A 24,767-nucleotide genomic window follows, 5' to 3' on the forward strand; every position below is an offset into this window, starting at 1 on the left:
ATTTAGGGCTATGCATGCGACCTATACGGCTAATTGCCACACTTTTCTGTGTGATTTTCTCCGCCTCTGTGACCGCTCAGGCTGTCGATATTACTCACGATCAAAACTTGTGGATGAATGTTTCCTCGTTTGGTGAGGCTCACTGGCTGGGTGATGAGATACATTTGCTCTCGAGCGATAATTGGTTTCTGCTGACCAAAAAACGCTACCGAGACTTTACCCTAGAGCTTGAGGTTATTGTGCCCGAGGTGGAGGGTGAGTTTATTAACTCAGGTATTATTTTTCGCGCGCAAACCGAATACTCGGCCGACATAGAGAGTCAGTTTGCTTTCGGTTATCAAGCTGAGGTCGACCCTTCCGATCGCCGCTGGAGCGGCGGTTTGTACGAGCAGGCGACCCCGCGGCAGTGGTTGTTTCCGGCCCATGCCGAGCGCTCGGCACCGGGTGAGCACTTAAAAAAGAACTACTCCCCCGAATGGACCGAGGAGAAAGCGGCCGCGTTTAAGGCGGGACAGTGGAACCACTACAAAATTAGCGCCCGTGGGCCCGACATAAAAATCTGGGTGAACGATGTACTAACCACCCACGTTAAAGATACTCATTTAAGTGAAGGTTTTATTGGCATTCAGCACCACGGCAGCCAGGGCTTTGCGCAGCGTGGTGATACCGCCTATACCGTTAAATTCCGCAATATCTCTATCGAAGAGCACTAACATGAGCCACCTAAAACTTCTCGTGACCGCCTTAAGCGTGGTGCTTTGTGGCGCAATGTCTGTGGCGGCTGAAGAGTCGGACGCGGGCTTTAAGGGTGATCGTGACGGTCATGAAATGCGCGATGTTATCCCAAAGCATGAAATTCCCGAAGCTCCGGTACTGAGCGTCGAGCAAGCGCTAAAAAGCTTTAACCTGCAACCTGGGTTTGTGGTGGAACCGGTAGTGTCCGAGCCCAATGTGTTTAACCCGGTAGCCATGAGCTTTGATGCAAAAGGCCGAATGTGGGTGGCCGAGATGACCACCTATATGCCCGATGTGCGTGGTGAGGGGGAAATGAAGCCTGAGGGTAATATCGCTGTGCTGGAAGACACCGACGGTGATGGTGCGGTGGATAAACGCCGTATTTTCCTTAGCGATATTATCTTACCGCGCACGATTTCACTGGTAGAGGGAGGCATTTTCTACGCGGATCAAACATCCCTGTACTTTACCGAAGTGCTGGAAAAAGACGGCGTTCTAACCCCGGGTATTCGTGAGGTGGTGGACCCGAACTATGCCGAGGGCGGCAATGTTGAGCACAAGCCTAACACCATGCTCTATGGTATCGACAACTGGTACTACAACGCCAGAAGCAATAAAAGGTATCAAACCCTACCGCTTACGGCCGAGCTGCCAGAAGGTAGCGAAGAGATTTACCGCAATCAGTACTGGAAGCTAGTGCGCGCCGAGACAGATTATCGGGGCCAGTGGGGCTTAAGCATGGATGATTATGGGCGCCTGTACCATAACGGTAATAGTTCGCCTATTCATGGCGAGTATTTACGGCCAGGCTCGCTCCGCAAAAATCCGGGTTATTGGCCAGAAATGCCAGCTCACTCTATAGGTGATATTTACGTTTACCCCAGCCGTATGAACCCCGGTATTAACCGCGGCTATATGGAGGGCATGCTGGTAGCCGATGGGCCCGATCGCGGCAAGCTTGTGGGGTTCACCGCCGCCAGTGGCAGTCTGGTGTACCGGGGCAGTAACTTCCCGAAAAAGTTCTACGGCATGGGGTTAACTCCAGAGCCCGCGGCCAATTTAATCAGCGCGCGCTTTATTAATGAAGGGGAGGGGGAGCTTACGGGCAAGCCCGTTTACCCAAAACAAGAGTTGTTTACCTCACAAGATGAGCGTTTTCGGCCCGTTAATTTATACAATGCGCCCGACGGCACTGTGTACATACTGGATATGTACCACGGTATTTTGCAGCATAAAGAGTTTTTAACCAGTTACCTTGCCGCGCAAATTGATGACCGTGAGCTGGACAAAAACAATAACACCATGGGGCGCATTTATCGTCTGCGCTGGCAGGCCAATGAGGCGGCCAAAGTGGCCAATTTAGCGGCGGCTAACAACGCCGAGTTGGTTGCCTTACTGGGACACGCTAACGCTTGGCAGCGAGATACCGCGCGTCGCTTATTGATAGAGCGCAACGCTATGGCCAGCGCGGCATCGATCCGCAAACAACTTGAACAGTTGCCAGACCCCGTGGGAATCGTGAATAGCTTATGGGCTTTGTACGGCTTGGGCGAAATCGATCTTGCCACGGTAAAAACCTTTATGGCCAGCGAGAACGACCAGGTGGCCATGGCGGCAGCTGCGGTCGGCGAGGCTCTCCCGGAAAAAGACCACAAGGCTTATCACACGCTGTTGCTGAGCCTGGCGCAATCGGGTTACCCGCGCGCGTTACAGGCGGCGGTATCGGTATCGGCCATCAAAGGCGGCACCGATGTGTCAAAGCAGGTGTTAGATGCCTATCTTGATAAACCCTACACCCGCGAGGCGGTGATCAGTGGCTTGGGCGACGATGCCGATGCTTTTATCGCCCGTATTGAAGGTGATTACCCTGATGCACAGGTGATGTACGCGCTCAACAATTTAGGCAAAAAGCGACAGGATGCCAGCAACCGCGAGCAACTTTCCACGTCGGGTAAAGCGCTCTATGACGAGGGCAAAAAACTGTACAACGGTCGCACCGCTTGCGCCGGCTGTCACGGAGCGCACGGCAATGGGGTGCCGGGGCTGGGGCCAACGTTTTGGAACAGTCAGTGGGTAAGCAATAAAGAGACACTGGCTAAAGTGCTGCTGCACGGCTTAAGCGGCCCAATTTGGGTGGATGTGCACTACTGGAATACCCAAGCGGTGATGCCGGGCTTTGCCGCTCGGGCCGATATTAGTGATAAGGACTTGGCCGCTATTGCTACTTACATTCGCAACAGTTGGGGCAATACGTTGGATTCTGACAGTGCCTATACCGAAGCTGAGGTTGCCAAGGTACGCGCTAAAACCGAAGGGCGAGCCACGCCCTACAAAGCAGCAGATTTTTAACGAGCGGTAACACGGTTAAAAAGACCCCGCCCGCGGGCGGGGTAAAGTGTGCCCAAGCGGTTATTGACCGTAGCGTTTGGGGTAGAGGTTGTAGTTAATGTCCTTGGCGGCTTTGATCATCTCTGGGTAGGGGATGTCGGTTACCGTGACAAAACCAATGTTGGCGTTTTCACCGTCAAAAGCGCGGCCGGTAACAGGTTCATCCACATACTGAAACCAGTGTGCGCCTACCATGTAATCTTTCTCGAGTACGCTCTCCATATAAGCTTTATACATACGCGCGCGGTCTTTTTGGCTGGCGGCGCTGACAATGCCCGGGTGGTAGTTGTCGGAGTCGGTGGTGGCGCCGATGTGAAACTCACCAATTACCACAGGCAAATCGATGTCTTCTAAAAAGGCCCATTGATGGGTTTGCATGCCTTCTTCATAAATATTAAAACTGAGCACATCGGTGTATTTCACCGAGGCCTTAATAATTTCGTCGGGCATGCCCCAGTTGGCCATACGTGCGCCCATGTACAGGTGATGGGGCAGGTACTCTTTAAGGGTGCCGTGTACCACCTCAAAGTACTGCTCGCCCAGCGCCTCTAGCAGTGTCGATAAGTCGGCCACTTGCGCCTCCGAGTGCTGCTCGGTGCTGGCATTTTCGGCAAACTCGCTCCAGCTACTAAAGTCGGTATTCCAGGCGCGGTTTAACGCCTTAATGCTGGAGTACTGTGCTTGTAAGCGTTTGGTAAAGGCTTGTTTGGCCGGGCTTTGAGCGGCGTCTTTGCTCAGGGCGTCAAGAATCACCCCGTAGCGCTCTGCGACGCTGCCTTCGCGCTCGCCCCAGCTTTTTTCATTGTCGATAAAAATACCCACACACCAGGGCGATGCCTGTACGTCTTTGGCAATCACTTCGATGGTGGCACGGGCGCGCTCGGCAAATACCGGATCAAAAAAGTCGGGCATTAAGCCCCAGTGGTTGGTGTGGCCCGATAGCGTTTGATAGTCGCCAATAATCCAGCCGTTGGCAAAGTAGGGTATCTGCTGGTTGGGGTAAAACGCCGGGTCCACCCAGTTGCCAAACGAGGTAAAGCCCCAGCTGTTCATCCGGTCCAGAGTTACTTCTTCCCATTTTTTCACATAGGATTCGGGCGCGGTTTCGCCGTAGCGACGCTCCAGGTTGGCTCGGTAAAAGCTGTAAGTTTCACCGTGAGGCACCGGCCCTTTGTGGGTCGAGCGGCGGTAACTGTAGTGATCGGCCAGCGGGTCGTCGTAGCCGGGTAGCCATTCAAACATATCGTGGCGAGTCTCGTTAATCACATAGCGGCTTTCACGCACCTCGTCCGAAACCTTAATAATCCCCATGGAGTCTTCCGGGGTGAGTTCATCGGCGTGCACCACGCGTACTGACGGGTCTTTAAAATCCACCCCGGTTAGTGTGGTGAGGTTAGACATACGCACATTGGCCGGGCCATGGGAGAAAAACAAATAGCCGTCCGGATCTACCATCCACCACTTGCCATCGACTTTTTCGGTGCGAAAGTAGCCGGTTGCCTCAAGTTTAGGGCCATTTTTGTAGCCGCCAAAACGCGAGCGATCGGCGGGCCCCGGCTGCTCGGCCAGCTGTTTTAATTCGCGTTGGGCAAGCGCTTTAAGTTCGGCCTCGGTCGTCACTTTCAGGGGCGAGTTCTTTTTAGCGGCCTGGCCGAAGCGATCGACCAAGTGGGTGGTCCAATCAGCGCCTGCGTCTGGGTTGGGGCGCAGGACAATGTCCCCGATATCGAGTGAACGATCTTGCAATACGCCGATAGTGTAAATCGAGATTTTAGTGATTTTGCTCATATCCAGACTTTGATGCCAAGAGCGCCACACCATTTTCATCTCGTCGGTAGGCCAGGGCATGGGGTTGGCCCACATACCTTTATCGGTGGCGGCTTTCTCACCCGCCAGCGGGAAAAACACCTTACCTTGATAACCTTTGGGGATGCTCAGTTCGCGCGACTGGCTGTTGCCGGCGGCGTCGAACAGCTCGACGTAAAAGTGTGTAGAAACAGCGGACAGGTTTTGTACATCAAAGGCTAGGTTATAGTCGGTTAGGGCGGAGAAGTCCCACGGCCGCTCTGGCGCGATAGTAAGTGTCGGTGTGTGTGTGGCAGCGGGAAAGGTCACCTGTAAGGGGGAGCCCTTGCTTGTATTGACCAGATCAATCTCGGTGCCGTGTGACACGAGCCAGCCGTGATTTTTTGCCTCAGAAAAGTCTATCACCTTGGTAGGTAGTTGTGAGGGGGTTAGTTTTTGCTTGGGTTCGTTTTCGTGAGAGAAAGTTGATTCGTGCGAGTGATAGCTGCAGGCACTCGTTAATATGACGATTAAGGAGATCGTGCAAGCTAAGGGTCTTGGCGTCATTCTTTTATCCTTTGTAGCCCGTTAGGCGGCTAGCGACCCAGCGCAGCGTTATACGCCGGGTCGTTGGTAAGTTTGCGTGTTACTGTGGGGTGAGTTCGAAGCGGTCGGCGTTCCACTCCCAAGTGTTGGTCGTGTTACCTGCGCTTTTTACGGTCATTGTATGAGAGCCAGCCCCAAGTGCAACGCCAGCGCTGGCTGATGTTTTGGCAAAATTACTCCAGCCGCCGGTGCTTGCGACATCAATGGTTGCGACGGCATTACCATCAATCGATACCTGTAACGCAGCGCCGCTTTCAGGGGTTGCCGTGTAAGCACTAAACAGATAGTTGCCGGCGGCGCTGACGGAAAAATTATACTCAGCGTAATCTCCTCGCTGGTTGTAATTAATCGCGCCGACCCCGTTCTGGGTATAAGTCTGAAACCCGTCGTAAGGGCCATCGGTGCGAACAAAACTCTCGGCTTCGATGGTCACGGGTTGTGCGGTGGCGTTACTGTCGCCGCTGGTATCCGTACTTTCACCGACTTTTACAAAGCGGATGCTGTTACCGTTCCACTGCCATTCCGCGCTGCCGGCGCTTTGTATTCGCACTGTGTGGCTGCCGGCGCCGATCGTTAAGGCGTCATTTAAGCTGAAGGTTTGATAGCTCTCCCAGCCACCGGTTTGTTGTAGCTCAATACGGCCGACGTAGACGTCATCGATACTGATGTCAGCCCCTAAGCCCGACGCCACCGTCGATGCGGTATCGAGTTCTACCCGGTACTGTCCCGCCTCTGGCAAGTTGATGCTGTATTCTGCCCAGTCGCCAATGGTGTTGTAGTTGATGTTGCCACTACCCGATGGGTTAAAACCGGTAACCGTGTCGCCGGCCACACTCGTGCCTTCTTTACCGGTGCTAATAAAATCAGCAAAATTTGTCTCGATCGTCGCGGCGGAATTATCGCCACCATTATCACTGCCGCCGTCATCGTCACCGTTGTCGGCAACGGGCTTGTAAACCCGAATCCAATCGACGTAAAACTGATTTTTAGATGTGTCAGACAACTCGGCGTCGGTCGCCAATATGCCATTGTCAGAGCGCCAGTCTTGGTCTTCGGCATCCACAATAATTTGCATTGGCTTACTTAAGCCCAAACCGTTGGTGTAATTGTACGGGTCAATCATATCGACACCACTTACGGTTCGTACCAATTGCCCGTCGATGTAGTACTCGAGGTGCCAAGGGTCACGCCAATAAACCCCGACGCGACTGTATTGCTCCCGCCACAGGCGGCCGTCAGCGTACCAAGCTCCCGCATCTTTGGGTTGATAGTCCTGAAACGGATCACGAATAAAAACGTGATGGGCAAGATGCATTCGCTCGGCAAACCAGGTTTGATCCGCGCGGCTGCTACCGTAAGCTTCGACAATGTCGATTTCTTGGGTGGAATCGCTGCTGAGCATCCAAACGGCATTGGCCAGCACCTGATCCATAATCTTGCTGCTGGTTTCGATGTACACCGGGTACTGAACACTTTCATTGGTGTGTATGGCGCCGGTATAAACCTCGTTAGTGCCAGCTTTACGGGTTGCCGTGATCACGAGCTCGCCGTTTTCCACTCTCGAATTTGGGTTGTGATAATCAGTCAAACCCGGCCCTTGCCATGCGTTGATAAAGCCTTCTGACCAGCGCTCATAAAATGCTTGGCTCTTACCCTCGGCAGGGGCTGAATAGCTAAAGTCATCTGACAGTGAGCTTTGCAGTTGCCAGGTTTTACCGTCGCCGGCATCGGCCGGCACAGCCAGCCCATCCCAGTCCGCTGCAAATGACGAGCTGCAAAGTAACAGTGCGGTTAATGTTGATAATGTGTGTCTCATATCATGCCTCAAATTACGTTATTTTTATGAATCTAGGGCAGGGCCATCTCTGCCCTCTCGCTTATTGTATACCATAAATTGTATGCAATATAAAAAGAGCTTGGTTGTTTTGTGATCTGATACCTAGAAGGTCAAACGCAAAACCCGCGTCTGGGCCAGCGTAGTTGACCGCCAAGCTCGCAGGTGCCGAGGTGCAGGCCAGCCCGAAGGGAGGTGGAGGGTAGGTGTATTGCGATGAGTGTTTTGTACCGTCAAAGGCGGGCTTTCTATATACCCCTGCCGTCGGACGCGCGAGTTAACTTTCTTTGTCTGGGCAGGCCAACTAACAAAAAGGCCGCTCCTGCGCATCCATACGCTCGCGGCATTAGTGCATCCTTGCACGTTAAAGCCCACCCTAGCGTATCAGCCTGTGGGCTCTCTCGCTCCAGCCTATTTCAGAGGGCCGATTGACACGCCGTCCCTGGCCTGACAATGCTTGCGTACGCCTCCGTGCGTACTTACCCCCTAAAATAGGCCTCCGCTCAGCTGGCTGCAGGGGCCCCCAAAAGCGGCACTTCGTAGCAAGCTGATGCGGGTGGTTGCGTTTATTGCTTTGGCGTAATCTTCTGCTTGAAACATTAGCGCCAAGCGTACTATCACTGGACAAGGAGCTGCCAGAACTTGCGGTCGTTTCCTTTCTCAAGAAAAAGCATTCTGCCTTTTACTTAGGCCATCGTGGGCTAAATTATGTTGTAATGAGTACTGGAAAAGCGATTGTCAAATGACTTCGCATAAGAGTGCGCTCTTGTGATTCGGTCAGAGTTTGTCGAGTTTTTACCGAAAAATGTCAATTGTAAAGCTTGACCCCATGACCATGGAGCATAGAAGCTTGGTAAAGGAAGGCTCTAAAATGGAATCTAGGGAGGAATCCGAAGTGTCAAAACCAAAATGGCGCGATAAAAAGGCAGCTGAAACTTTAATTGGTTTAATCGAAGGCTTACGAATTAAACCTGACAGCTCCGCTAGTGGTCGATCAATATATGTACTCAAAGGTGGGCAGGTACAATTCTATGATGCTTCACGCATCAGAGACTATTTCGCATTGCTTAGAGAGTATGTCAAATTTAATGAAGAGGTCCCTTTCCCGTTAAGGGAAAATTTCATCTCTGAAGCCATAGCAAAAGCTGGCGCTCAAGGGGAGCTGATAGCTAAGCAAATATCCGACTTCATTCGTCATCAAGAAAAAGAATATCTATCACAGGACAGAAGCTTTTATACACTTGCATCTAAGATCACATTAGTAGGGTTAGAGTCAACGAGGACATTCAGTACGGGTAATGCCACAATAAAAATCAGAAAGGATTTACCCAGAAAGATAGCAAAACACTATGATTTCGATCAAGCCAAATCTGCCAGTCCGGATCATGAGGGGGCTGATTTCGCTTGGGTGCTTGTTGAGGTTAAAGAGAGGTGTATATACTCCGCCGCAGCTACAGCACTGAAGGAGCTTGACTACTGGATAGCACTTCTAAATATAACTTTAAATCACAACTTATCAAGAGAATCCTTTGGCAGGCCAGAGCCAATCAATCGACTCCGAAAGCATCATTATCACTCTCTACATCTACCTTCTGGTGAAAAAGCAACAAGGGATTACTGGTACGAAGTAAGGCACCCAAGCAATGGGAATGTACTTTTCTATGACGATAGTTTAAAAGACCTCTTTGCGCACCAGAGAAAGCTGCACAAGTTGATCATTAAGTGCGGTCAAAAAAATTTTTTCAGTAAAATATTTTCGAGATATTGTGATGCCTTAGAAACAAACGATCTTAATAAGTCATTTCTTGAGCTTTGGGGAGTTCTTGAGGCTATAACTCAAACAAAGAATAGTTCTTACGAAACAACAATCCAGCGCGCTAAGTTTATATACGCTGAAAATTCGATGGAGATGGTTGATTTAAAACTCAGAGTTCTCAGAGAAAAAAGAAATATGGTAATTCATGATGGTGAAGGGATTCTTGATGGGGAGAGATTCATATTTATTTTGTTAGCAATAATTCATGAGAATATACGAATTCAGATGGCGTTCTACAATAAAGGCTATACCCCAAGTGATTATCTTCGCCTTGTTGAACTTCCGGCTTTAAAAAATGATGCACGGCAAATGGAGTCTGACCTTTTAGAGAAAAAAAACGACCTAAAAATGTATTTCAAGGTAAAATTAAAGTGAATCTTCTACCCACTCTAGCTACTAAGCGCCGCCTTTCAATCCCCTGCAGCCAGCCGAGCGCAGGCCTATTTTAGGGGGTAAGCAAATAGGACATTTGCGCAAGTCTCGTCAGGGCAAGGACGCCCTGTCGAGACGGCCCTCTAAAATGGGCCGGAGCGAGGGGTGAGGCCTAGCGTTTGCAAAGCACTGCTTTGCGCGTAGCCGAACGACAGCAAGCTGTGCTTGCTGTCCGGACGCTTAGCGACGTAGGGCTGAGATGCCGGGGTGGCCTCTTTTGATGACTTTTCTGGCCAAACAGAAAAGTCATTCGCCCGCCCGGCGACTGAGGGCAAACAGATTAAAGGGTAAACCGCAGTACGTCGAATGGCACCCAAAAAACCGAATGTCCTCACTCAAAAAGTACCGAAACCTAGTTTCGCCCCTTTAACTCCGGTATTCCTCCACCGTAGGACAAGAACAAACCAAATTCCGATCCCCATACACATTATCAATCCGGTTCACGCTCGGCCACACTTTATGCTCTTTTAACCACGCCGCCGGGCGGCTTGCTTGCTCGCGCGTGTAAGGCCGATCCCAATCCGCTTGCATCACATCGTCCTGGGTGTGAGGGGCGTTGTGTAGCGCGCTGGTGTCGTAGCTGACGTCGCCGCTTTCGATTTGGGCAATTTCTTTGCGGATGGTGAGCATGGCCTCGCAAAAGCGGTCCAGCTCGGGTTGCGACTCGGATTCAGTTGGCTCAATCATTAAGGTGCCGGCCACCGGGAATGACATGGTCGGTGCGTGAAAACCAAAATCCATTAAACGCTTGGCGATGTCTTCTTCGGTGATGCCGCTGGCGTCTTTTAACGGGCGTAAATCGAGCAGGCATTCGTGTGCGACAAAACCCTCGGAGCCCTTGTACAAAATCGGGTAGTGATCGCCCAACTTTTTGGCCACGTAGTTGGCATTAAGAATGGCTTTTTGGGTGGCTTCAAGCATGCCGGTTTGGCCCATCATTTTAATGTACATCCAGCTAATGGGCAGGATGCTGGCCGAGCCCCAGGGGGCGGCCGAGATGGTGCCGTTAGCGGTGTCGGTGTTGGGCACGGGTTGCACCGGGTGGGCGGGCAAAAAGGGTTTTAAGTGTTCGGCCACGCCAATGGGGCCCATGCCGGGGCCGCCACCACCGTGGGGAATACAAAAGGTTTTGTGCAGGTTTAAGTGCGACACATCGCCGCCGAATTTACCCGGCGCTGCTACGCCGACCAGTGCGTTCATGTTGGCGCCGTCGATATACACTTGCCCGCCAATGTTGTGCACGGCGGCGCACAGTTCGGTAATGCCCTCTTCGAACACACCGTGGGTAGACGGGTAGGTGACCATAATGCAGGCGATGCGGCGGCCGTACTCGGTAATTTTTGTATTTAAGTCGGCGAGGTCGACGTTGCCTTTAGCATCGCAGTTCACCACCACGACTTTCATGCCCACCATCTGGGCGGACGCAGGATTGGTACCGTGGGCAGAGGCGGGGATTAAACAAATATCGCGATCAGCCTCGCCGTTGTGCTCAAAGTATTTTTTAATGGCAACAAGGCCCGCGTATTCGCCTTGACTGCCGGCGTTGGGTTGCAGGCTGACGGCGTCGTAACCGGTACAGGCCTCAAGCATTTGTTGCAGCTCGGTAAATAATTGGCTGTAACCTTGCGCCTGGTCGATGGGCGCAAACGGGTGCAGCTTGCCAAATTCGGGCCAGGTTACCGGAATCATCTCGGCGGTGGCGTTGAGCTTCATGGTGCAAGAGCCGAGTGGGATCATCGAATGATTCAGGGCAATGTCTTTTGCCTCTAGCCGCTTTAGGTAACGCAGCATGTCGGTCTCGCTGTGGTAGCTGTTAAACACCGGGTGAGTGAGTACCGCATCAGTGCGCCGCTGCACATCGGGCAAACCGTGGGGCAGGTTGCCGCTGGCGAGCTCAGCGTCCAGCTCATGTAAATCTAAACCGTGGTCGCCGGCGCAGAACACATTAAGGAGTTGGCTGATGTGTTTAAACGTGGTGGTCTCGTCCAGGCTGATACCCAGGCAATCATCGCCCACTAAACGCAGGTTGATTTCGTTACCTAAAGCGCTTTGATAAAAACCGCGCTGGGCATCGCGCCCGACTTTAACGCACAGAGTGTCAAAGTATTGCTCGTGGCGTAAATCAAAGCCGTGCTTTTTAAGGGCGGTGGCGACGGTATCGGTTAAGCGTGCAACGCGTTCGGCAATACGGGTTAAGCCATCGGGGCCGTGATAGATGGCGTAAAACACGCTCATGACCGCCAGCAGTACCTGTGAGGTACAGATGTTGGAGTTGGCTTTCTCGCGGCGGATGTGTTGCTCGCGGGTTTGCATGGCCATGCGCAACGCGGTTTTGCCGCGGCTATCGACCGAGACGCCAATAATGCGGCCAGGTGCGCTGCGCTTAAAGGCATCTTTAAAACCAAAAAACGCCGCGTGAGGGCCGCCAAAGCCCATGGGTACACCAAAGCGTTGGTTGGTGCCGATCACCACATCGGCGCCCATCTCGCCGGGTGATTTAAGCAGCATTAGGGCGAGTAAATCCGAGGCGACGGTAACCAGTTTTTTCTGCTCATGGGCCGTGGCGATAATATCGGTTAAGTCGCGTACCTGGCCGGTAGTGCCAGGGTATTGCAGTAGAGCGGCAAAGCATTCTGTGTCGGCGAGTTTTTCGGCCTCGTCGATAACCACCTCAAAACCAAAATGCTCGGCGCGGGTTTTGATCACCGCGATGGTTTGCGGGTGAGTATCGGCGGCCACAAAGAACGCGTCGGAGCGGTTCTTTTTGTTTTGTCGTTTGCACATGGCCATCGCCTCGGCGGCGGCGGTGCCTTCATCCAGCATTGAGGCGTTGGCTAAGTCCATGCCGGTTAAATCGATGATCATTTGCTGAAAGTTTAACAGCCCCTCTAAGCGACCCTGGGCGATCTCGGGCTGGTAGGGGGTATAGGCGGTGTACCAGCCGGGGTTTTCCAGCACGTTGCGCAAAATAACGTGGGGTACGTGGGTGTCGTAGTAGCCCATGCCGATAAAGCTTTTGTACAGCTTGTTTTTGCCGGCGATAGCTTTTAGCTCGGCCAGCGCTTCGACCTCGGATTTAGCCGGCTCTAGCGCTAGCGGCTCTTGCAGGCGGATTTTGCCCGGCACTGTCTTCTCGATCAGCTCATTGATGGAACCTACGCTCAGCGCTTGCAGCATCGCGCTGGTTTCACTGGCGTCGGGGCCAATGTGGCGACCGATAAACGCATCGTGGTGGGCAAGCTCGGCCAGTGGGGCGCGGCGAAAATCCTGAGTCATAGGGAGTCTCTTTAATGGCTGGAACGTTGGTGCTGGAAAGAGTTTTTGGGGGCCATAGCTGGCGCCCCTATAAAGGGGCGCAATAGTAGCAATTGGCGGCGTTTTGAGCAATTGTAGCGGCCGGTAAAAGCGGCAAGATTGTTGCGCTTTATGGCGATTAATTGCCCTGACACTAGTGCTTAGGCTAGTCGCGAGCTATATTGTTTTGCGATAATAGCAGACGGACACTTTTATAATCAGAACTGCATCTTGGCAGCGGCTCCGGTGCTGCTGTATTTGCTGCGACCATGCAGTCGGGCGTGAGCCCAAAACGTGTAACTGCTCGCAGAAAATTGCTCCTGCATTTTGGGCACTCGGGCCATCCGTGGTCCTCGGCGCGCAGATCCTTTAACTTGGCGATGTGAATGGAAATACCCGGTTACAAAATTATAGATACCCTCGGAGAAGGGGGCATGGCAACGGTTTACCTCGCTATTCAGCAAAGCTTTGAGCGCGAGGTGGCCCTCAAGGTGATGTCGTCACAGCTGTCTAAAGACCCAAGCTTTGGCGAGCGCTTTTTGCGCGAGGCCCGTATTGTCTCGCGCTTGGTGCACCCCAATATCGTCACGGTTTACGATGTGGGTGTGCACAAGGGCAACCATTATTTGTCGATGGAGTATGTGCCGGGTGAGGATCTTAAGCAGCGCCGGGGCAGCCTAACGCTGGCGCAGATTCTTAATTTGGTGAAAGACGTGGCTCGCGCGCTGGATTACGCCGGCAATAAAGGCTACATCCATCGCGATGTAAAACCCGAGAATATCATGCTGCACGCCGAGGATGGCCGCGCGGTACTGATGGACTTTGGTATTGCCCGCGCCACTGATATCGGCTCGGGCATGACCCAAACCGGTACCACCATGGGCACGCCGCACTATATGAGCCCTGAGCAAGCCAAGGGCGTTGCGGTAGATCCGCGCAGCGATATTTACAGCCTGGGCGTGGTGTTGTTTCAGCTGTTGGCCGGGCGGGTGCCGTTTGATGGCGATTCGGCCGTGGCGGTGGGCATTATGCATGTGTCTGAGTCGGTGCCGGCACTGCCTGAGTATTTGGCGCTGTTTCAGCCGATTATTGATAAAGCGCTGGCAAAAAAGCCCGAAGCGCGCTACCAAACCGGTCGCGAGCTGGTGGACGAGCTTGATGCGCTGGACCCCGAGGCCTTGGTGGTCGCCCAGGAAGAGCTGGCTAAGGTGCCGGTGATCGACTCGGTATCGGACACCGATCCGACCCCGTTTGCCACACCTGTGGTAGCGGCCCGGACGGTGGTTAGCGCTAATGACGACGCAACCGTTACGGCCCGCACAGAGGATTTTCGTGTCAGTGGTGACGATAGCATCGGCGATTATGGCTACACGCCAGTCGCCCCCAGTGCCGTTGCATCACGCGCAAGGGGCGGGCTCTGGTTGACGCTGCTGTTGGTGATCGGCGGTGCAGCTGGCTGGTATTTTTGGCCTGAGCTTGAAGGGCACTATCAACGCTTGATGAGCGATGCTAACCCGCTGCCCACATCGACTCAGCTGGCGTCGCCGCAAGCTGTGGCTTCCTCTGAACCTTCGGTAAGCCCAAACGCTAACAGTGTTGCGGCGGTTGGTAACACACAGGTACCAGCCGCGCCGGACGCGACCCGTTGGGACAGCTCTGTGAGCGCCGGCCCCGCTGGGGTTGCCTCGTCACCCGTTGAGTCATCGAGCCTGGCCAGTAGCGCCAATACCGCTAATGGCGCGCCCTCGGATTTGTTGTTAACGGCGCGGATGCTGCGGGCCCAGCTAGAGCGCGATCCGGCACAAGGGGTGTTGTTGGCGCAATCGTATCGGCAGCTGTTAAATTCGGACGATCCGGCCGACCGCGAGGCCGGTGCCGAGGGCATGGCCGAGCTGGAGCAGTGGTTTGACGCGCGCTTTGCCGCCGCCATTGACGCGGCCGATGTCCAGACCGCCCGCGAGGTAATGGCTATTGCCCGGCAAGCGTTGCCCGACGAGGCCCGCGAGGCGCGCTATCAGGCCTTGCTGGCGCCACTACAAGCCAGTGAGTGGTTGGCGGCTAAGCTGGCCGACGGCGAGCGCTACCTAGAGCAAAATGCCTTAAGCTCGCCCGACGGCGCCAATGCGGTGGAGAGCTACCGGGATATCCTGCAAGCCTATCCGGATAACGCCGAGGCCCACGCCGGCTTGCAAGCGGTAGTGCGCCGTTACCAGGTGTTGGCGCAAGCGGCTGCGCAAGAGGGTGACACTGAGCGGGCACTGATGTTAACCGAGCGCGGTTTGCAGTTAGATGCCGGTGATGAGGCTTTAAATAAGTTGCGTGATCGACTGTCAAGCGTCGATGCAGAGATAGGCCCGCTTATGGCAAACGCCCGAACGCAGCTGGCGGCCGACCGCTTGATTAGCCCCAAAGGCGACAACGCGTTTGCATCACTGCAAGCGGTGTTGGCTATTGAGCCAGAGCACCAGCCGGCGCTAAACGCTCTAGACGAGCTGGAGCAGGCTCTGATTCGGCGCATCGACAGTATGATTCGCGGCGGCGCGCTGGATGAGGCCTCTTTGCAGTTGGCCAGCGCGCGGGATCGGTTTCCGCAAAGTCAGTCGCTGTTAACCCGCCGCTTGCAGCTCGAGCAGTTGAACGAGGCAAATTTGCCTACGGTGACTAATTTTAGTGTCGCGGCGCAGCCTATCGAGGCGGTAAGCGCCGCGCGCGATGTGGTATTGGTTGCCGACCGGGTGATTTATCTAGGTTTCGAATACAGTAAGTTTACCGGTGACACAGGCGTTGTTCAGGCCAGTTTGTTTGACGGCTCGCGCAGCACGCAAATTGCTCAGGTGCCGGTGATTGTTACCGGTGCCTCGGGGGTAAAGTTTTTTCGGATTGAGCGGCCGGTTGCGGGCTTTAGCGAAGGCGGCTATAACGTCGATTTAACCTTGGGCGATCAGCGTTTGGCCACGGTGGCCTTTCGGGTGGTTCAGTAGCGGTAGCAGTGCGTTGGGAGCTGCGTTTTGGGCGCGGCTCGTTTAAGCGTAGCGATTGCGTGACGGCGGTGATACATTGCCTATTGATGTGCGGCTCGCATTACAATAACAAACTGGGGTGTCACACGCGGCACCTAAAAGAGGATGACCATGAACCGACAGGGTATCGCTATCAGTGTGCTCGCGCTGCTGACGCTCAGCGGTTGTCAAACCCCGCCCGACGTTAAGCAAGTGCAAGATGAAAACCTCCAGCTACAAACCGAGCTTGCTCAGGCGCGCGGTAAAATCGATGCCTTGGCATCCGAGCAAGATCGCCTGCAGCGCGAGATCGACGAATTAAACCGAGTAAAGTCAGTGCTCGATACGGAAAAAACCGTGCGGGTGCAGGAGTCGAGCGATTTGCGCGGCCAAGTGCGCCGCTTTGTGCAGCGCGAGATCGACATGCTGAAAGAGTTTATGGTGCAAAGCGATTTGCTCGATTATGTGGGCGGTGAGCTGGTGCAGCGCAGCCGTGTCGATAGCGAGCCGTTATTGCTGGTCGATATGGCTAATCAGATGCCGGGCAGCGGAACCATCACGGGGGTAAGCGCACATTTTGTGAAGCCGGGTACCTTTAATGTGCAGGTGTTGCGCCCGGTGGATGACCAGCTGGTGGTTATCTGGCAAAGCGCCCGGTTGCAGGCCACGCAGTCGGGGGTTCAGCGGGTAAACTTTCCTGTCAGTGTCGGGGTAGAGCGCGGCGACCTTATTGCCTACCAGTTTAACGAGGCAGGCTTGGTCAGTTTTGATACGGGCACTGGCGATACCCGGTATACCGACGACTCTGTGGCACTGGGTGAGCTTATTAAAGTGCGCAGTCTACGCGGTGAAAGCGATAAACGCGCCTACTCGGTTGGGGTGTACGGGCTGCTTAACTAAGCTGACCCTTTGGTAAATGCCGCAGACAAAAAAGCAGCCGAAGCTGCTTTTTTTGTCTCACAGGTTGGGCCGAGGCTATTACTCGTCGCCGCCCGCCATTTTGGACTGTAGGTAATTCTGGATACCGACTTTCTCGATCAGGCCCAGCTGGGTTTCCAGCCAGTCGACGTGTTCTTCCTCTGACTCAAGAATATTGTTCAGAATATCGCGGCTGACGTAATCGCGAATCTCCTCACAGTAGGCGATGCCTTCGCGCAGATCGGGAATGGCCTTTAGTTCCACCTTCATGTCCGACTCCAGCATCTCTTTGGTATTTTCACCAATGTGCAGTTTGCCAAGATCTTGCAGGTTGGGCAGGCCCTCCAAAAACAAAATACGCTCTACGAGCATGTCGGCGTGTTTCATCTCATCGATAGACTCGTGATACTCGTGATCGGCCAGCTCTTTTAAGCCCCAATCTTTGTACATACGCGCATGCAAAAAGTACTGGTTAATGGCGACCAGCTCATTGCCGAGCACTTTGTTTAAAAACTGGATAACCTTGGGATCACCTTTCATGACTGTCTCCTCGCCGGCGCAGGCTGCGCTTTGTTAACTAATCGGCGTAAGTCTGGCCCCGTTAGGCTAGTCTGTCAAGTGTAAGTGTTTGATGTGTAAGGAGTTTTAAACGATTAAGCGATTTGTTCTTATTGCGTTTTGCGTTTGTCTGACCGGCAATGGTGCTTTAGTAGGCCTGAGAGGCTCAGGCCACGGCGTAAAATTGCGGCACACCCGCCAGCATGGGGACTTCTTGCAGGGTTTCGTCCAAGATCTCGCGGGTGAGGGAGGCGCACTTGCCGCACTGGCTGGCAACGCCCAACGTTTTGCGCAGTTTGCCTAGGCTATGGGCGCCCTCGTGAACAGCCGCTTCGATCTGGTGATCGGTAATACCTTTGCAGAGACACACGTACATTCGTAACAATACCTGCGTAATAATTAAGTGATAATGAGATAGTATTGGTAATGAGAATCTATGTCAATAATTTGTGAGAATAATTGGCATTAAGAATGAGTGTTTTTGGTTCTAAGGCCGCTCGTAAGGGGTGATTCTGCCTTGGGCTGTGGCCACCGGAGCAGTAAAAAGCAATCGATGCCATATAGAAAATCAATGTGACTCCCTATATAGAGTGTGTAAGATAGTGCAACACTATTAGGGCTTAGGCTACTAATTGTTAAAACTTTACCGCACTTCTCTGAGTGCTGGGTTGCAATCGCCATTGTGACCCCCATCTTTCAGTGGAGTTTTATTTAGTCCGTCAAACTTATGGAGGTTACGACATGGGCGTATTAGTAGGAAAACAGGTTCCAGATTTCACCGCAGCGGCCGTATTGGGCAATGGCGAAATCGTTGATGAGTTCAAGCTGGCTGAAGCCATTAAAGGCAAAAAAGCGGTTATCTTCTTTTACCCGCTGGACTTCACCTTTGTGTGCCCGTCTGAGCTGATTGCTTTTGACAACCGTTTTGAAGCGTTCCAAAAACGCGGCGTGGAAGTAATTGCGGTGTCTATCGACTCGCAGTTTACCCACAGCGCATGGCGTAACACCGCCGTAAACGAGGGCGGTATTGGCCAAGTTAAGTACACCATGGTCGCCGACACCAAGCACGAAATTTGTCAGGCGTTTGATGTTGAGTCTGAAGGTGGTGTTGCTTTCCGCGGCTCGTTCCTGATCGACGAAGACGGTTTGGTTCGTCACCAGGTCGTTAACGATCTGCCACTGGGCCGCAATGTTGACGAAATGCTGCGCATGGTTGATGCCTTGGCATTCCACCAGGAGCACGGCGAAGTTTGCCCAGCTGGCTGGCAAGAAGGTGACAAAGGTATGGACGCGTCGGCCACTGGCGTTGCCTCTTACCTGTCTGAGAACTCTGGTAAGCTGTAAGTACAGCGACCAGCTCTCGACCGAAAACCCGGCTTTGGCCGGGTTTTTTTATGCCTGTCGTAAAGTGAGTTTGCAGTGTATGGGCCGGTTATAACCGGATGTGCCATTTTGAGGGAAAACTGAGACTTAGCTAGAAGAAAATAAACTAAAAAAACACTAGCGTAGCGACGAGTTTAGCCGTTTAATGCGCGCGAATTTGGCGTCATGCATAGCGCGTGATTCTGACGGTTTTGGGGTGGTCTGCTGAGGTAGGTCGCCCCTTCTTTTTTGCCGCAACAAAAAAGCCCTGGAGGCAAGTGATGAACGAATTTAATGGTGTGATTAACATCAATGATTACTACAGCGACGAGACGTTTGCGCGTATCAAAGCGTTTGCCGATAAACGCGAGACGCCATTTGTTGTCATCGACTTGCCGACCATCGCCCGCGCTTACGACGAATTAGTCGGTGAGTTTGATTACGCCGATGTGTACTACGCCGTCAAAGCCAATCCGGCGGTCGATATTCTGACGTTGTTGCGCGACCGCGGTGCCAACTTTGATATCGCTTCGCGCTACGAGCTGGATAAAGTGATGGGGCTTGGTGTAACCGCCGAGCGCATCAGCTATGGCAATACCATTAAAAAGGCCCGTGACGTGCGCTACTTTTACGAGCGTGGTGTCCGCTTGTTTGCCACAGACTCTGAAAGTGACCTGGAGGCGATTGCCCGCGAAGCACCCGGCGCAAAGGTCTACGTGCGGGTGTTAACCGAGGGTACGCTTACCGCCGATTGGCCGCTGTCGCGAAAGTTTGGCTGCGAGACCGAAATGGCCATGGAGCTTTTGATTCAGGCGCGTGAGCTGGGCCTGGAGCCCTACGGTGTATCGTTTCATGTGGGCTCGCAGCAGCGTGAAATTGGTGCCTGGGACGCCGCCCTTGCCAAGGTTAAAGTGATTTTTGATCGCCTGCGGGACGAGCAAGATATTGTGTTGCAGATGATCAATATGGGCGGTGGCTTTCCGGCCAACTACATCAGCCGTACCAACGATTTGGCCACTTACGCCGAAGAGATTACGCGCTTTTTACAAGAGGATTTTGGCACCGAGTTTCCGCGTATTATTATCGAGCCGGGCCGCTCGTTAATCGCTAATGCCGGTGTGCTGGTGAGTGAGGTGGTGTTGATCTCGCGTAAATCGCGCACCGCCCTTAGCCGTTGGGTATTTGTGGATGTGGGTAAGTTCTCAGGTCTAATCGAAACGCTGGACGAGTCGATTAAGTACCCGGTTTACACCGAAAAAGACGGCGAGGATGAGGGCTGTGTATTAGCTGGCCCCACCTGCGATAGCGCCGATATTATGTATGAGAACTTTAAGTATCCGCTGCCGTTGTCGCTTGCGGCGGGTGATCGGCTTTATTGGCTCTCTACGGGTGCCTACACCACCAGCTACAGCGCGGTAGAGTTTAATGGCTTTCCGCCGCTTGTTGAGTATTGCATTAGTTAATGAGTGTGGCGGTTTGCTACTGCCACGACGATTTATTTGCTACATTGCCTCGCTCAAGTCATAACGGGAGAGCCCAGTGAGCGAGGCACGCAACATTCAACTAGAGTCCGGCTGGCTGGCGGAGTTGGGCGACGAATTTGATCAGCCCTACATGCGCCAGCTAAAAACGTTTTTAAAGGCCGAGAAACAAGCGGGTAAAGTGATTTACCCGCCTTCGGGCGAGATGTTTAATGCTTTTAACAGCACCCCGTTTGCACAAGTCAAAGTTGTTATCTTAGGGCAAGACCCTTATCACGGCCCCGGCCAAGCTCATGGCTTGAGCTTTTCGGTACCGTCGGGCGTACGCATCCCTCCCTCATTGCAAAATATCTTTAAAGAAATCGAGCGTGACTTAGGCATCCCCCGGCCCAATCACGGCAACCTACAAGCCTGGGCCGAGCAGGGCGTGTTGTTGCTAAACGCCACGTTAAGCGTCGAGCAAGCCAACGCCGGCTCCCATCAAAAGCGGGGCTGGGAGCAATTTACCGATCACGCTATTGAGGCGCTTAATCGTGACCGCGAAGGCTTGGTGTTTTTACTCTGGGGGAGCTACGCGCAAAAGAAAGGTCGCTTAATAGATACCAATAAACACTTGGTGCTTAAATCGGTGCATCCGTCGCCATTATCGGCTCATCGCGGATTTTTGGGGTGCGGGCATTTTAGTCAGGTTAATGAGTACTTGCAGGCTAAGGGCCAGGCGCCGATTGATTGGGCGCTATAGTAGGTTGAATGTTTCTGCGCTGCGCGCTTGTAAACACCCGAAACCTCCACAATAATCAGAGCCTACTAAGCCTGCGTGTACTGCTCAGTTGCTCGAGTGGGCCGCTGCCGCCTAGGCGGCTAGGATAGTCGCCCGCACGCGAGAAAGCACAGAGGAGTTACGATGAGCGATACATCTGAGCGCAACCAAGCCGTGCAGATCCCCCAAGAAGCGTTTGATTGGTACGACGCTTACGCCCATGGCGGTATGGATCGGCGTACCTTTATGCGAAAGCTCGGCACCTTGGTCGCCGTTGGTTACTCGATGTCCGTATTGACCTCGGCGCTGCTGCCTAATTACGCCCTGGCCGAGCAGGTGTCCTTTAACGATGAGGATATTATCGCCCGCTACGAGGTGTTTGATTCTCCTGCCGGTTATGGCAAGGGCAAAGGTTACTTGGTTAAACCGGCCACCGGGGCCGGTCGTTACCCAGCGGTTTTAGTGATTCATGAAAATCGCGGTTTAAATCCCTACGTGAAAGACGTTGCCCGCCGCCTAGCCAAAGCCGGGTTCTTGGCGTTTGCGCCCGATGCGCTATTCCCGGTGGGTGGATACCCAGGTAACGATGACGAGGGCCGGGCGCTGCAGCGCGAGTTGGATAAAAGCAAAGTACAAAATGATTTTGTCGCGGCGGCCAAACATTTAAAGTCACACGCACTTGGCAACGGTAAGTTGGGGGCAGTGGGTTTTTGTTTTGGTGGTTATATGGTGAATTACCTAGCCGCTGTAGACAGTGATTTGCTGGCCGCCGGGGTGCCGTTTTATGGTACACCCGCCCCCAAAGCGCTGCGTAACAATATTAAAGCACCTTTGCTGGTTCAGCTTGGTGAGCTGGACGAACGTGTGAACAAGACTTGGCCCGAGTACGAGCAAGATTTGCAGGCAAATCATGTCGAGTATCATATGTTTATGTATCAAGGTGCTCATCATGGTTTTCACAATGATTCTACCAGCCGTTTCGATAAAGCCAGTGCCGAGCTTGCCTGGCAGCGTACTCTGGCCTTCTTCACAAAAAAATTAGCGTAACTTAAAGGGTAGTTATGGTCAGCACGGTGGCATTAGAGTGTTCTTGTGGCGCGGTAAAAGGTGAGCTTGCGGTGGTGCCCGGCGCGTTTTTTCACGTGCATTGTTTATGCTGTGATTGTCAGCGTTATGCCGAGCACCTAGGTAACGAGGCGGCGATTTTAGATGAGTATGGCGGCACGGAGCTTTTTCAAACCTATCCGGCCCATATGAAAATCACGCAGGGGCACGACAATATCCAAGCCGTTCAGTTAACCCCCAAGGGGATTTATCGCTGGCATACCCGCTGCTGTCAGATGCCGCTGGCGAACACCGTAAGATCTGCAGCAGTTCCTTTTGTGGGGGTGCCGGTAACTTTTATGAAGTTTGCCAGCGAGCAAGACAAACAGGCGGTGTTGGGGCCGGTAAGCTTGAAGGCCTTTGGCAGGTACGGCAAAGGCACTGTGCCAGACGATGTGCACCCGAGGTTTCCGTTGGCGTTTATGCCAAAGATCTTGGCTTTTATGGTTAAAGGTAAGGTGACCGGCAAAAGCAGCCCCTCAGCATTTTTTGACGGAAAAGCCCCGGTGGTTGAGGTGCAGACGCTGTATTAGTGACTCTTTAGCACTCTTTAGCTAGACTATAGAGCACCGCGTAAGTATTTGTTCTTCAATGGTTTTAATCTTGTCTTCAAATTGGTTTGGGATTAAAGTGTCCGGCTTTGCGGCGAATACCTGAACTGTCTCACTCTCGTCTACTTAATCGGATGGCTGGGTTATGCGGAAGGGTCGCACCGTTCACTGAATTATTAGGAGAACCACTATGTCTTATTATGTCGGAGCTTACGCGTCATCGCCTTGCACCTCGGGCTGGGACCCGGAGCTAGAAGCCTCGTATTACGAAGCATTAAAAGCCTGCGACAAGATTAAAGGGCTGGAGCACCCGTTTTTAGGTGAGACTTTACACGCCCAGGACGATGAGTGGTTTTTAAGCAATATCGACCCCAACTGGAATTTTGTGTTCACCTGCGTGCCCGGCACAATGGCAGCTATTGGTAAAACGCCGGAGTTTGGTATTGCCTCGGACGATGACGCAGGTCGCGCACAAGCGCTGGCGTTTATGGAGAAGGCGCGCGCTGCCATCGCCAAGTTAAATGTCCACGCCGGTCGCCAAGTCGTGCAAGCCATTGAGATTCAAACGGCGCCTAATCGCAGTAAAGCCAGCTCGTCGGTGGCATCGTTAACGGCCACTTTAGAAACGATGCTCGGCTGGGACTGGCAGGGCGTCCGTATTGTGATTGAGCACTGCGATACTTGCATCGAAGGTCAGGTACCAGCCAAAGGTTTTCTGACGCTGGCTGACGAGATTGCTGCGGTCGAGGCGGTGAATAAAAAACTGGGCGCCGATGTGGGCATTGTGATCAACTGGGGGCGTTCAGTGATTGAAACGCGCTCTGAGTCCGGCGCTATCGAGCACATTAATCAGGCCAAAAACGCGGGCGTACTGGTCGGTGTAATGTTCTCCGGGGTGAGCGATCAAGACACACCTTACGGCACGTGGGCCGATACTCATATGCCGGCCGCCCCGTCGGCCAATGCCACCATCGGTGCCGAGGGCTCACTGATGAGCGAAGCGCAAATCCAGCAGTGTCTTCAGGCCGCCGGCGGTAAAGATTTACCTGTTATCGGGGTTAAGATTGGCATTCGTCCTAAAGATGAAACCGTAGCCAAGCGGGTTGCTTACAATCAGGCGGTGTTGGCCATGATTGATCGTGCCTAGGTTTTTATGACAACGCGATCGTGAGGTGGCCAATAAATGCTAGCCTTGCCCGCAGAAAAAAAAGCCAGCGCAATATTGCGCTGGCTTTTTTGTATAGCTTATTTAATAGGCTAAGCGGTGGCTGAATGCTATTGCAAAAACTCCATAGCCGCTTCCATCTCGGCCGATAAATCTTCGGCCTCAGCCATTTGCATATCTGGGTCCATGCCTAAACGGTTAAATGCCGTGACTTTGTGATAATCCACTTTGCCTAGCGCGTTATCGCTACCCAGGTAGCTTTGTAGCATGGCGACGGTGACGACGTCGGTGTAATCGGCTCTGGGTGCTTCGCGGTCAAACTTCATGTGCTGCGAGGGGATGTTGATCATCTCGGCAGGAAAGTCCCACGATTTTAAAATCAGATCGCCAATGGGCCCCTGCAGTTGGTTGATGACCGTGTCGAGGGTGAAACTGTCTTTTAGCAAAAAATCGTGTTCTTCGGCGTAGGTCAAAATTGGCAGCACCCCAATTTTGTGAATCAGGCCGGCGAGGGTGGCTTGGTCGGGGCGCAGGTTGGTGTAGTGGCGGCACAATACGTGGCTGATGCCGGCGATCTCGCTGGAGCGAGTCCAGCTGTCGCGCATGCGTTTGTCGACTAAGTCGGAGGTGGCCTGAAACATTTGTTGCATGGCAAGGCCGGTGGCAATGTTGCAGGTGTACGCCATACCGAGACGCGCCAGCGCCATTTTTAAATCGTCGATGGCGCGGTTACCGCGTAACAACGGGCTGTTGGCTACGCGAACGATGCGAGCCGATAGCGCCGCATCTGAGCCAATAACGTCGGCAAGCTGGTTGAGGTCGGCATCTGGGTCGTCGGCGACTTCGCGCACTCTAAGTGCTGCTTCAGGCAGCGTTGGCAGCACCAGTTTGTCGGTTTTAATGGCGGTGATGATGTCTTGGCGGACGGTATCTACAACTTGGCTCATTAGTCTTCCTGTGGGTGTTCGGCGCGTTGTTG

17 protein-coding genes are annotated in these 24,767 nt (G+C 53.2%); 11 read left to right on the forward strand and 6 right to left on the reverse strand.

Annotated features, from left to right (window positions below; translation table 11 throughout):
* The first annotated feature begins 14 nt into the window (after positions 1-14).
* Both ACGHAD_RS06745 and ACGHAD_RS06750 read left to right on the forward strand, forming a co-directional pair.
* Complete coding sequence (locus ACGHAD_RS06745) at positions 15-713, forward strand: DUF1080 domain-containing protein (RefSeq protein WP_382416184.1); 699 nt, start codon at positions 15-17, stop codon at positions 711-713.
* 1 nt (position 714) lies between these two features.
* Positions 715-3,084 carry a PVC-type heme-binding CxxCH protein gene (locus tag ACGHAD_RS06750; protein WP_382416182.1) on the forward strand — a complete coding sequence of 790 codons (2,370 nt, stop codon included), beginning with the start codon at positions 715-717 and terminating at the stop codon, positions 3,082-3,084.
* Positions 3,085-3,144: 60 nt separating this feature from the next.
* On the opposite strand, the gene ACGHAD_RS06755 is transcribed toward ACGHAD_RS06750, so the two are convergent.
* Both ACGHAD_RS06755 and ACGHAD_RS06760 read right to left on the reverse strand, forming a co-directional pair.
* Positions 3,145-5,475, reverse strand: coding sequence for an agarase (locus ACGHAD_RS06755; RefSeq protein ID WP_382416180.1), 2,331 nt, complete (start codon positions 5,473-5,475; stop codon positions 3,145-3,147).
* Between the two features lie 79 nt (positions 5,476-5,554).
* Positions 5,555-7,330 carry a carbohydrate-binding protein gene (locus tag ACGHAD_RS06760; RefSeq protein WP_382416178.1) on the reverse strand — a complete coding sequence of 592 codons (1,776 nt, stop codon included), beginning with the start codon at positions 7,328-7,330 and terminating at the stop codon, positions 5,555-5,557.
* Positions 7,331-8,177: 847 nt separating this feature from the next.
* Between ACGHAD_RS06760 and ACGHAD_RS06765 the strand changes: the two genes are divergently transcribed.
* Entirely contained in the window at positions 8,178-9,539 is a 1,362-nt protein-coding gene (locus tag ACGHAD_RS06765; protein ID WP_382416176.1) for a hypothetical protein, read from the forward strand.
* Positions 9,540-9,962: 423 nt separating this feature from the next.
* Here ACGHAD_RS06765 and gcvP read toward each other — a convergent pair whose 3' ends face one another.
* Positions 9,963-12,872 carry an aminomethyl-transferring glycine dehydrogenase gene (gene gcvP / locus ACGHAD_RS06770; protein WP_382416174.1) on the reverse strand — a complete coding sequence of 970 codons (2,910 nt, stop codon included), beginning with the start codon at positions 12,870-12,872 and terminating at the stop codon, positions 9,963-9,965.
* A gap of 404 nt (positions 12,873-13,276) precedes the next feature.
* Here gcvP and ACGHAD_RS06775 point away from each other — a divergent pair, with 404 nt between their 5' ends.
* Positions 13,277-15,871 (forward strand): protein kinase domain-containing protein, encoded by a 2,595-nt coding sequence (locus ACGHAD_RS06775; RefSeq protein WP_382416172.1) that lies wholly within the window; start codon positions 13,277-13,279, stop codon positions 15,869-15,871.
* 150 nt (positions 15,872-16,021) lie between these two features.
* Entirely contained in the window at positions 16,022-16,789 is a 768-nt protein-coding gene (locus ACGHAD_RS06780; RefSeq protein WP_339616095.1) for a hypothetical protein, read from the forward strand.
* A gap of 78 nt (positions 16,790-16,867) precedes the next feature.
* Here the strand turns inward: ACGHAD_RS06780 and bfr are convergent, their stop codons facing one another.
* Positions 16,868-17,347 carry a bacterioferritin gene (gene bfr / locus ACGHAD_RS06785; protein ID WP_339616094.1) on the reverse strand — a complete coding sequence of 160 codons (480 nt, stop codon included), beginning with the start codon at positions 17,345-17,347 and terminating at the stop codon, positions 16,868-16,870.
* 184 nt (positions 17,348-17,531) lie between these two features.
* On the reverse strand, positions 17,532-17,741 hold the full coding sequence (locus ACGHAD_RS06790; protein ID WP_382416169.1) for a bacterioferritin-associated ferredoxin: 210 nt from the start codon (positions 17,739-17,741) through the stop codon (positions 17,532-17,534).
* 365 nt (positions 17,742-18,106) lie between these two features.
* Here ACGHAD_RS06790 and ACGHAD_RS06795 point away from each other — a divergent pair, with 365 nt between their 5' ends.
* The 6 genes from ACGHAD_RS06795 (at position 18,107) to ACGHAD_RS06820 (ending at position 23,770) form a co-directional block, all read left to right on the forward strand.
* Entirely contained in the window at positions 18,107-18,709 is a 603-nt protein-coding gene (locus ACGHAD_RS06795; protein WP_339616092.1) for a peroxiredoxin C, read from the forward strand.
* A 299-nt stretch (positions 18,710-19,008) separates the two neighbouring features.
* Positions 19,009-20,190 carry a type III PLP-dependent enzyme gene (locus ACGHAD_RS06800; RefSeq protein ID WP_339616091.1) on the forward strand — a complete coding sequence of 394 codons (1,182 nt, stop codon included), beginning with the start codon at positions 19,009-19,011 and terminating at the stop codon, positions 20,188-20,190.
* 76 nt (positions 20,191-20,266) lie between these two features.
* On the forward strand, positions 20,267-20,950 hold the full coding sequence (gene ung, locus ACGHAD_RS06805; protein ID WP_382416166.1) for a uracil-DNA glycosylase: 684 nt from the start codon (positions 20,267-20,269) through the stop codon (positions 20,948-20,950).
* Positions 20,951-21,112: 162 nt separating this feature from the next.
* Complete coding sequence (locus tag ACGHAD_RS06810) at positions 21,113-22,015, forward strand: dienelactone hydrolase family protein (protein WP_382416164.1); 903 nt, start codon at positions 21,113-21,115, stop codon at positions 22,013-22,015.
* Between the two features lie 14 nt (positions 22,016-22,029).
* Entirely contained in the window at positions 22,030-22,605 is a 576-nt protein-coding gene (locus tag ACGHAD_RS06815) for a DUF6151 family protein (protein WP_382416162.1), read from the forward strand.
* A 208-nt stretch (positions 22,606-22,813) separates the two neighbouring features.
* A complete protein-coding gene (locus ACGHAD_RS06820) occupies positions 22,814-23,770 on the forward strand; it encodes a DUF4862 family protein (protein ID WP_382416160.1) in 957 nt (318 codons plus the stop codon).
* A 128-nt stretch (positions 23,771-23,898) separates the two neighbouring features.
* Here ACGHAD_RS06820 and ACGHAD_RS06825 read toward each other — a convergent pair whose 3' ends face one another.
* Positions 23,899-24,735 carry an HDOD domain-containing protein gene (locus ACGHAD_RS06825; RefSeq protein WP_339616087.1) on the reverse strand — a complete coding sequence of 279 codons (837 nt, stop codon included), beginning with the start codon at positions 24,733-24,735 and terminating at the stop codon, positions 23,899-23,901.
* Between the last annotated feature and the right edge of the window lie 32 nt (positions 24,736-24,767).

The sequence above is a fragment of the Gilvimarinus japonicus genome (genome assembly GCF_042847215.1).
Classification (GTDB): Bacteria; Pseudomonadota; Gammaproteobacteria; order Pseudomonadales; family Cellvibrionaceae; genus Gilvimarinus; species Gilvimarinus japonicus.

Excerpts from the sequence above, each read along its gene's own strand:
- ACGHAD_RS06780 (WP_339616095.1), top strand. The coding sequence starts at position 16,022 with ATGAACCGACAGGGTATCGCTATCAGTGTGCTCGCGCTGCTGACGCTC.
- ACGHAD_RS06765 (WP_382416176.1), top strand. The coding sequence starts at position 8,178 with ATGACCATGGAGCATAGAAGCTTGGTAAAGGAAGGCTCTAAAATGGAA.
- ACGHAD_RS06745 (WP_382416184.1), top strand. The coding sequence starts at position 15 with ATGCGACCTATACGGCTAATTGCCACACTTTTCTGTGTGATTTTCTCC.
- ACGHAD_RS06760 (WP_382416178.1), bottom strand. The coding sequence starts at position 7,330 with ATGAGACACACATTATCAACATTAACCGCACTGTTACTTTGCAGCTCG.
- ACGHAD_RS06820 (WP_382416160.1), top strand. The coding sequence starts at position 22,814 with ATGTCTTATTATGTCGGAGCTTACGCGTCATCGCCTTGCACCTCGGGC.
- ACGHAD_RS06800 (WP_339616091.1), top strand. The coding sequence starts at position 19,009 with ATGAACGAATTTAATGGTGTGATTAACATCAATGATTACTACAGCGAC.
- ACGHAD_RS06790 (WP_382416169.1), bottom strand. The coding sequence starts at position 17,741 with ATGTACGTGTGTCTCTGCAAAGGTATTACCGATCACCAGATCGAAGCG.
- ACGHAD_RS06750 (WP_382416182.1), top strand. The coding sequence starts at position 715 with ATGAGCCACCTAAAACTTCTCGTGACCGCCTTAAGCGTGGTGCTTTGT.
- ACGHAD_RS06775 (WP_382416172.1), top strand. The coding sequence starts at position 13,277 with ATGGAAATACCCGGTTACAAAATTATAGATACCCTCGGAGAAGGGGGC.
- ACGHAD_RS06755 (WP_382416180.1), bottom strand. The coding sequence starts at position 5,475 with ATGACGCCAAGACCCTTAGCTTGCACGATCTCCTTAATCGTCATATTA.
- ACGHAD_RS06815 (WP_382416162.1), top strand. The coding sequence starts at position 22,030 with ATGGTCAGCACGGTGGCATTAGAGTGTTCTTGTGGCGCGGTAAAAGGT.
- ACGHAD_RS06810 (WP_382416164.1), top strand. The coding sequence starts at position 21,113 with ATGAGCGATACATCTGAGCGCAACCAAGCCGTGCAGATCCCCCAAGAA.
- ACGHAD_RS06825 (WP_339616087.1), bottom strand. The coding sequence starts at position 24,735 with ATGAGCCAAGTTGTAGATACCGTCCGCCAAGACATCATCACCGCCATT.
- gcvP (WP_382416174.1), bottom strand. The coding sequence starts at position 12,872 with ATGACTCAGGATTTTCGCCGCGCCCCACTGGCCGAGCTTGCCCACCAC.
- ACGHAD_RS06795 (WP_339616092.1), top strand. The coding sequence starts at position 18,107 with ATGGGCGTATTAGTAGGAAAACAGGTTCCAGATTTCACCGCAGCGGCC.
- bfr (WP_339616094.1), bottom strand. The coding sequence starts at position 17,347 with ATGAAAGGTGATCCCAAGGTTATCCAGTTTTTAAACAAAGTGCTCGGC.